8 protein-coding genes and 1 pseudogene are annotated in these 7,521 nt (G+C 31.4%); 5 read left to right on the top strand and 4 right to left on the bottom strand.

Translation table 11 applies throughout. The annotated features are described in order from the left end of the window. Positions 1-31: 31 nt before the first annotated feature. The 3 genes and pseudogenes from speD to HG1285_RS06500 form a co-directional block, all read right to left on the bottom strand. Positions 32-457 (bottom strand): adenosylmethionine decarboxylase, encoded by a 426-nt coding sequence (speD, locus tag HG1285_RS06505; protein ID WP_008288122.1) that lies wholly within the window; start codon positions 455-457, stop codon positions 32-34. A 73-nt stretch (positions 458-530) separates the two neighbouring features. After that, a pseudogene (glmS, locus tag HG1285_RS18185) lies at positions 531-2,329 on the bottom strand (glutamine--fructose-6-phosphate transaminase (isomerizing)). Beyond that, positions 2,329-3,054, bottom strand: coding sequence for a pyridoxine 5'-phosphate synthase (locus HG1285_RS06500; RefSeq protein ID WP_008288125.1), 726 nt, complete (start codon positions 3,052-3,054; stop codon positions 2,329-2,331). The pseudogene glmS and the gene HG1285_RS06500 overlap by 1 nt, the downstream one beginning before the upstream one ends. Before the next feature lie 72 nt (positions 3,055-3,126). On the opposite strand from HG1285_RS06500, the gene HG1285_RS06495 reads away from it, so the two are divergent. From HG1285_RS06495 to HG1285_RS06475, 5 genes are all read left to right on the top strand, one after another. After that, entirely contained in the window at positions 3,127-4,329 is a 1,203-nt protein-coding gene (locus tag HG1285_RS06495) for an N-acetylmuramoyl-L-alanine amidase (RefSeq protein WP_008288126.1), read from the top strand. Next, on the top strand, positions 4,326-5,093 hold the full coding sequence (locus HG1285_RS06490) for a type III pantothenate kinase (protein WP_008288127.1): 768 nt from the start codon (positions 4,326-4,328) through the stop codon (positions 5,091-5,093). The genes HG1285_RS06495 and HG1285_RS06490 overlap by 4 nt, the downstream gene beginning before the upstream one ends. 187 nt (positions 5,094-5,280) lie before the next feature. After that, complete coding sequence (locus tag HG1285_RS06485) at positions 5,281-5,541, top strand: hypothetical protein (protein ID WP_008288129.1); 261 nt, start codon at positions 5,281-5,283, stop codon at positions 5,539-5,541. A gap of 10 nt (positions 5,542-5,551) precedes the next feature. Beyond that, entirely contained in the window at positions 5,552-6,361 is an 810-nt protein-coding gene (dapB, locus tag HG1285_RS06480) for a 4-hydroxy-tetrahydrodipicolinate reductase (RefSeq protein WP_008288130.1), read from the top strand. Then, positions 6,358-6,594, top strand: a complete 237-nt coding sequence (locus HG1285_RS06475) for an AtpZ/AtpI family protein (RefSeq protein WP_008288131.1) — start codon at positions 6,358-6,360, stop codon at positions 6,592-6,594. The genes dapB and HG1285_RS06475 overlap by 4 nt, the downstream gene beginning before the upstream one ends. Here HG1285_RS06475 and HG1285_RS18190 read toward each other — a convergent pair. Continuing rightward, on the bottom strand, positions 6,577-7,455 hold the full coding sequence (locus tag HG1285_RS18190) for a bifunctional oligoribonuclease/PAP phosphatase NrnA (protein ID WP_008288132.1): 879 nt from the start codon (positions 7,453-7,455) through the stop codon (positions 6,577-6,579). The genes HG1285_RS06475 and HG1285_RS18190 overlap by 18 nt on opposite strands. Positions 7,456-7,521 lie beyond the last annotated feature (66 nt).

Consider the following 7,521-nt stretch of genomic DNA (forward strand, 5'->3'; position numbering starts at 1 on the left):
TACTTAACTGCCCCAAAAGGGGCAAGATAGTTTATATTAGTCTGTTTCTTTGAGCGTCAGTTATAGATGTTGCAATAGAAATATCTCTTGGAAATTCGGTTCCCCTTTGTGTTGTTCTAATTTCAAGGTCTTCTGTTCCAAAGTAATTTTTTATAAAATCCAGAGCCTCATCCATATTAAAGTCTTTACATGAGAATATATCTATTGAAAAGTATCCTTTTTCTGGGAAAGTATGGATACTTATATGACTTTCAGCAATAATGACAAATCCTGAAACTCCCCAATCTTCTGGTTTGTCTCCTCCGTCGTACTTAAATACATAAGGAGGCATTATTTTTGTCATTCCTATTTTTTCAGGTAGTGTGTCTAAAAAGTTTGTTATTGCTTCAACACTTGCCAAAGTTGAGTAATTTCCCTTGTAGCCGTCAACCATTAAATGGGGGCCAAATCCTATCAATCCTTCTGTCCTCCAAAAATTTTAATAAAAATTAAATTATACCAGTTTTTTACATTGTAAAGCATGTTATTTATCATTCAACTGTAACAGTTTTTGCCAGGTTTCTTGGTTGGTCAACATCTTTTCCTAAAAGTGCTGCTGTATGATATGAAAGAAGCTGAAGTGGTATTATAGAAACAAGTGGATAAAGCTCATTTATTGTTTCGGGTATATAAATTACATCATCTGAAAGCTCTTTAATCTGTTTATCATTTTCTGTTGCTATAGAAATAACTTTACCTTTTCTTGCTTTTACTTCCTGTATGTTTGAAATCATTTTTTCATAAAAACTGTCTTTAGGTACTACAGCAACAACAGGCATATTTTCATCAATTAAAGCTATGGGTCCGTGCTTCATCTCGCCTGCAGGATATCCTTCTGCATGTATATATGATATTTCTTTTAGTTTTAAAGCCCCTTCCAAAGCAATTGGATAGTTTATATTTCTTCCTAAAAATAGAAAATCTTTTGCATTCATGTACTTGTAGGAAATTTCTTTTATGATTTTATTTTTAAGTAATATTTTTTCTATTTTTGATGGAATACTTAAAAGGCTCTGATAAATGCCTTCATAATTTTCCTGCGTTAGTGCTCCTTTCCTTAATCCAACCTCAAGTGCTGTAAGTAAAAGTACTACAAGCTGGGCTGTAAAGGTTTTGGTAGCAGCTACTCCTATTTCAGGACCGCAGTAAGTATAAAGAGTATAATCTGCTTCTCTGGACAGTGAACTTCCAACAACATTTACAACTGCTGTAGTTTTTGCTCCTTCTTTTTTAGCATCTAATAGAGCAAACCGTGTATCTGCAGTTTCACCGGACTGGCTTATACCAATTACAAATGTTTTATCGTCTATTATTTTATCTCTGTATCTGTATTCTGAAGCATAATCAACTTCTACAGGAATTTTTGCAAACTTTTCAAACCAGAACTTTCCGACCAGACCTGCGTGGAAAGATGTTCCACAGGCTATTATGTAAATTCTACTTGCATTTTTTAACTCTTCAAAAAGATTGCTGTCTTTGTTTGATGTAAATCCTGATATTGTGTCTGAAACTACTCTTGGCTGTTCATGTATTTCCTTTTCCATAAAATGTTTAAATCCTGCCTTTTCAGCTACAGATACATCCCAGTTTACATGAAGTGTTTCTTTTTCTATTTTATTTTCTTTAAGGTCATAAACTTCAACTTTATTTTTCGTAATTTTAGCTATTTCCCCATCTTCTAAAACAATAAAATCTTTTGTATATTCAAGTACTGCTGGTATATCCGAGGCAATAAAGTTTTCATTTTTACCAAGCCCTATTACAGTGGGCTTCCTTTTTTATTGCACTATTGTATCTGGTTCATTTGTTGAGATAACGCCACTGCGTATGCTCTCAAGCTTTTTGCTACTTAAATGCTGTTTTAAAAGATATCTTCATATAATCTCAAATAAATGTGCTATTACTTCAGAATCTGTCTGCGATTTAAATTTATATCCTTTTCTTCAAGCTCCTTTTTCAGCTCTATATAATTTTCAATTATTCCATTGTGTACTATTGATATTATCTCAGACTTACTTGTATGTGGATGTGCGTTTTCTATAGTTGGAGCCCCGTGAGTTGCCCATCTTGAATGTCCAAGTCCTATATGTCCTTCTATTTTTTTATTCCACAGTTTTTCTTGAAGGTCTTTTATTTTGCCTACTTGCTTTTCAACAATTAGTTTATTGTTAGTAGGGGTTATTACAGAAATACCTGCTGAATCGTATCCACGGTATTCAAGCCTTTGAAGGCCGTAAAGCAGTACTGGAACTGCCTGCCTTTTTCCTACATAACCTATAATTCCACACATTATTTACACCTTGCTTCTAAAATTAATCTTTTCATTTTTTCAACTGCTTTATCAAGTCCTAAAAAAACTGAATTTGCTATTATTGAATGTCCTATGTTCAGCTCCTCTATTTCAGGGATTTCTGCTACTGATTTAACATTTTCATAAGTAAGACCGTGTCCTGCAAAAACTTTTAGTCCCTTTTCCTTTGCATATTTTGCAGCAAACTGGAGTCTTTCTAATTCTTTTATAATTCTGTTTCCAAAAGCATTCGCATATTCACCTGTATGAAGTTCAACTGCATCTGCTCCTGTTTCAAGGCTGGCATCAATCTGGTTTGTATCAGGGTCTATAAAAAGAGCAACATTTATTCCTGTTTCTTTTACTTCTTTCACAAAATTTTTTATGTATTCTAAATTTCCTGCAACATCAAGACCACCTTCTGTTGTGATTTCTTCTCTTTTTTCTGGAACAAGTGTTATTCTATTAGGTTTTACATCTATTGCTATTCTTTTCATTTCTTCTGTTGGTGCCATTTCTAAGTTTATTGGAATTTTTGTTATGTTTACTTTTATTCTAAATAAGTCTTCATCCTGTATATGCCTTCTGTCTTCCCTTAAATGAAGTGTTATCTGGTCTGCTCCTGATTCTTGAGCAATTAATGCACCTTTTACAGGGTCAGGTTCAAATGTTTTCCTGGCTTCTCTGATGGTAGCTATATGGTCTATGTTTACCCCAAGTTTCATTGTTATTCCTCAAGTTTTTTATTGTAATTACCGATAATTAATAATTATACAATACTTAAAATGGTTTCCTATATGAAAAAGTTGCTGTTAATAATTTTACTAATAAGTATATCTTCTTATGCTGCTAAAATCAGGACAGGCATACATAATAGTTTTTATAGGGTTGTAATTGAAGCAAAATCTGGTAAAAATTTGGAAAAACTTCCATTTTTTGATAAAGATTTTATTGTTATAAAACTTAAAGAAAACCATTTAAAAGTACCAAAAATAAACAGTAAATTTATTAAACTGTTTAAAATAATAAACCAGCATGGATATAAAAAATTAGTTTTTGAAAAGTCTGATTTTGTAAAAAGCTATATTATTAAAAAAATAAAAAATAAAATTATTATTGATTTTTATAAAAATAAAAGAGTAGTAGAAGATAAATTCTATGACCCAATAGCAAAGCTAATTTTATCTAATGAGAATAAATTTTCAAAAAGAAAAAAACTTACAGATAAAATAAAGATAATTTCACTGAGAACAGACCCTTTGTATAATTTAATAAATAAAGAGTTAAGTAAAGAAGAAACTCTGAAAATTATTAAACCTGTTGTTGTTGTTATTGACCCTGGTCATGGAGGTAAAGACCCTGGGGCGATGGCAAATGGGTTAGTGGAAAAAAATGTGAATCTGGAAATAGCAAAAAAATTGAAAAGAATACTTGAAAATTCAAGAATATTTAAGGTTTATCTTACACGAAATGGTGATTATTTTGTAGACCTTTATAAAAGGACTGTCTTCGCAGTAAAAAAGAAAGCTGATATTTTTATAAGTATTCATTGTAATGCAGATAGAAGTGGTAAAGGTAAGGGTACTTACATATATACTTTAAATTTAAGGGGTGCAAAAAGTAAACTTGCAAGAATTGTTGAGAAAAGGGAAAATAATGCTGTTATAAAAGTTGTAAAAGTTAGCAAAAATAGTTATGTAAATAAAATAGTTGCCGAGCTTGCTATGAACACTACTATGACTGAAGGTAGGAATTTTGCATATATCTTAAAAAGAAAATTAAAAGGTATTACAGAGGTAGAAGATATTGACAGTGCAAATTTTGCTGTTTTAAAAACACCTGGTATACCTTCTGTTTTAATTGAAACAGCTTACATAACAAATAAACATGATGCTCAGCTTTTAAAAGATAATAAATTTATAAATAATTTTGTAATTGGCATTTATAAAGCCCTTGAAAGTTATTTCTTTAATTACAAAAATCTGGTGTTAAATAGATGATACTGGCAATTGACATAGGAAATACAAATGTTGAATTTGGATTTGTTAAAAATAGAAATTTTATAAAAAGTTATAAACTTTCATCTAAAATTGAAAAAACATCTGATGATTGGCTTTTAGATATAAGTACATTTTTAAATATTGAGAATGAACATATAAAGGATGTGGTAATATCATCAGTAGTCCCACGAATTGAGAGGAATATATTTTTTGCTATAAGCAAACTTTTAGATAAAAAACCTTTAATAATTGGTAAAGATTTAAAAATTCCAATAAAAAATAATTACCAGAAACCTGAAGAAGTTGGTATTGACAGACTTGTAAATGCTTTCTCTGCATTGAATAAAACATCACCACCTGTAATAGTGGTAGATTTAGGTACAGCTATAACTTTTGATGTTATTAACGAAAAAGGAGAATATGAAGGAGGTGCAATATTTCCGGGAATAGAAAGTAGTATAGACTGTCTTTTTTCAAAAACTGCTAAACTTCCAAAAGTTGAAATTGATAAACCTGTAAGCATTATTGGAAAAACAACTGTAGAAAGCATAAAATCAGGAATATATTTTGGATATTGCAGTTTAATAGAAGAGATGATAAATAAATTTCAAAAAGAATTTAATGAAAAATTTAATATAATATTGACAGGAGGAAATTCTAAATTAATATCAAATTGTATAAATGTTAAACATATAGTTGATGAGTTTTTAGCTATGGAAGGGATATATTTGATATATGAGCATAATTTGTTGTATTCTAAATAAAAAGAAAATCATATTAAGGAGGTTTTGAAAATGCAAAATTGGGTAAATTCTTTTCCTGAAGTAATTTTATTAGTATTAATGCTCACACAGTTCATAGTTTTATGGCTTATCATGATGGCTGGAAATAAGGGTGAAAATAACGCACAACAAGTACAATAATAATTAAAACTTTTTAAAGGAGATTTATATGTCAGTAGAAGAAGAAAGAAAAGCTTATCCATTTGCACTGGTGGGTTTTTTTGTGTCTGATAAACCTGTGGAAGAATGTTTTAGAAAAGATGTTACCCCGGAAGAACTTGAACAACTCCAGAACCTTCTGAAAAAAACTATCTTTACTGATGATGTTGATATTGCTATCGCACCTTTTGTGGTACCTCCTGACCAGGTAAATGATGCTTTAAATCAGCTTGCAGAAGTGGTGTTTAGCCCAGAAGAAGAACAAGGTTAAGGAGAGATATATGGTAAGAGTAGCTATTTCTGGTGTTATGGGAAGAATGGGTAGAACTATTGCGAAACTTGGATATGAAGATAGAGACGTGGAAATTGTGGCAGGAATAGAAAGTCCAGACTGTGCCCATTCTCATGATACTGTAGGTGAATTGATAGGAGTAAAAGAGCTAAAATCACCAATTACATCTGATATTTCTGAGGTTATAGACCTTTTAGATGTTTTAATTGAGTTTTCTAACTCTCCTGAAGCTGTTTTATCTCATGCAAGACTTTTGGCTGCTGATAAGAATAAAAAAGGTATGGTAATTGGAACTACAGGTTTAAGTGATGGGGATATAAAAGAGCTTGAAGAACTTTCTAAAGATTTTCCTGTAGTCTTTGCACCTAATATGAGTATTGGAGTAAATCTCTTATTTAAACTTGTGGAAGAAGCAGCCAAAGCTTTAAAAGATAAAGGGTTTGATATTGAAGTTGTAGAAATGCACCACAGATTTAAAAAAGATGCACCGTCAGGAACTGCTGTTAAAATTGTAGATATTCTGAAAAAAGCCACGGGAATTGAAAAGGTAGTTTATGGAAGACAGGGAGATTACCCTGAAGGCAGACCTTCAGATGAAATAGGTGTGTTTGCTCTAAGAGGTGGTGATGTTGTTGGAGACCATACAGTTATTTTTGCAGGTCTTGGAGAAAGGGTAGAACTTACACATAAGGCAGGTTCAAGGGATATATTTGCAAGAGGTGCTATAGAAGCTGCAAAATGGGTTAAAGATAAACCTGCTGGACTTTACGATATGATGGATGTTTTAGGTCTTAGATGATAAACAAAAAAATTTCTAATTATATAACAGTTTCAGCAATAGGTCTGCACCTAATTTCTGGAATAATAGCAGGCCTATTGCTTGGTTATATTTTTGATAATATTTTTAATACACATTATAAACTTACAATAATATTTCTGTTTTTAGGCATTTTAACGGGTTTTTACAATATGTATAAAGATGCTGTTAGATATATAAAAGAAGAAGAAAAAAAGTCAAACATGGATAACTAAATCTTTAGATATCTGTTCCTGCGATGCTTCTAATAACTTATATAGTACTTCATCCTGTAAACCTTTTATTCTACAGCCAGCTGCATCTCTATGACCACCGCCACCAAATTTTTCAGCTATTGCTCTAACATCTACATTCCCTTTTCCCCTTATGGAAACTCTCCATGTTTGTAAGTCTTCTTTTTGTATCATTATAAAAGCTACTTCTACTCCTTCAATACTTCTGGCATAATTTACAAATCCTTCAGTTTCTTCTTCAAGAGCTCCTGTTTGTTTTAGAAACTTTCGTGGAACTGTTAATACAGCTGTTTTGTTATCATTATAAAGTCTTAAGGTAGACAAAGTTAGTTGTAATAACCTGATTGTACTTGGTTTATTTCTTTCATAAACCATATTAGAAACATAATGCGGGTCTACGCCTTTTTTCACAAGAAACTCTGCAAGTTCAAAGGCTTCTTCTGTAACATTGTTATATCTGAAATTACCAGTATCTGTTATTAAACCAGTATATAGATTAGTTGCAATATTTTCATCTATTTTTTCTTCATCCCAGTATCTTAATATTTTTGCAACTAAAAATGTGGTTGATGGTGCATAAGTGTCTATAAAATCATAATTACTTTCTTTATTTCCACCAATATGATGGTCAATCCTTATGATTTCTTTTGCTTTTATTTCACAACCAGCTCTGAAAGAACCAGCTGCATCTACCAGTATAGCAAGGTCATACTCTTCTTCATTTGGAAGTTTTTGGATTTTATCTACGTCTGGTAAAAAATCAAGAACCTGGGGTACAGGGTCTTTTATTCCACACTCAACTTTTTTTCCTTCTTTTTTTAAAAACTCATATAAAGCAAGCATGCTACCTATACCATCTGCATCTGGATTTCATGGGTAAAAATTAAAATATTTCCTTTCTCTTTTTTA

Source organism: Hydrogenivirga sp. 128-5-R1-1 (assembly GCF_000171895.1).

Coding starts and splice junctions, on each gene's coding strand:
- dapB (WP_008288130.1), top strand. CDS start 5,552: ATGGTAAGAGTAGCTATTTCTGGTGTTATGGGAAGAATGGGTAGAACT.
- HG1285_RS06500 (WP_008288125.1), bottom strand. CDS start 3,054: ATGAAACTTGGGGTAAACATAGACCATATAGCTACCATCAGAGAAGCC.
- HG1285_RS06490 (WP_008288127.1), top strand. CDS start 4,326: ATGATACTGGCAATTGACATAGGAAATACAAATGTTGAATTTGGATTT.
- HG1285_RS06475 (WP_008288131.1), top strand. CDS start 6,358: ATGATAAACAAAAAAATTTCTAATTATATAACAGTTTCAGCAATAGGT.
- HG1285_RS06485 (WP_008288129.1), top strand. CDS start 5,281: ATGTCAGTAGAAGAAGAAAGAAAAGCTTATCCATTTGCACTGGTGGGT.
- HG1285_RS18190 (WP_008288132.1), bottom strand. CDS start 7,455: ATGCTTGCTTTATATGAGTTTTTAAAAAAAGAAGGAAAAAAAGTTGAG.
- HG1285_RS06495 (WP_008288126.1), top strand. CDS start 3,127: ATGAAAAAGTTGCTGTTAATAATTTTACTAATAAGTATATCTTCTTAT.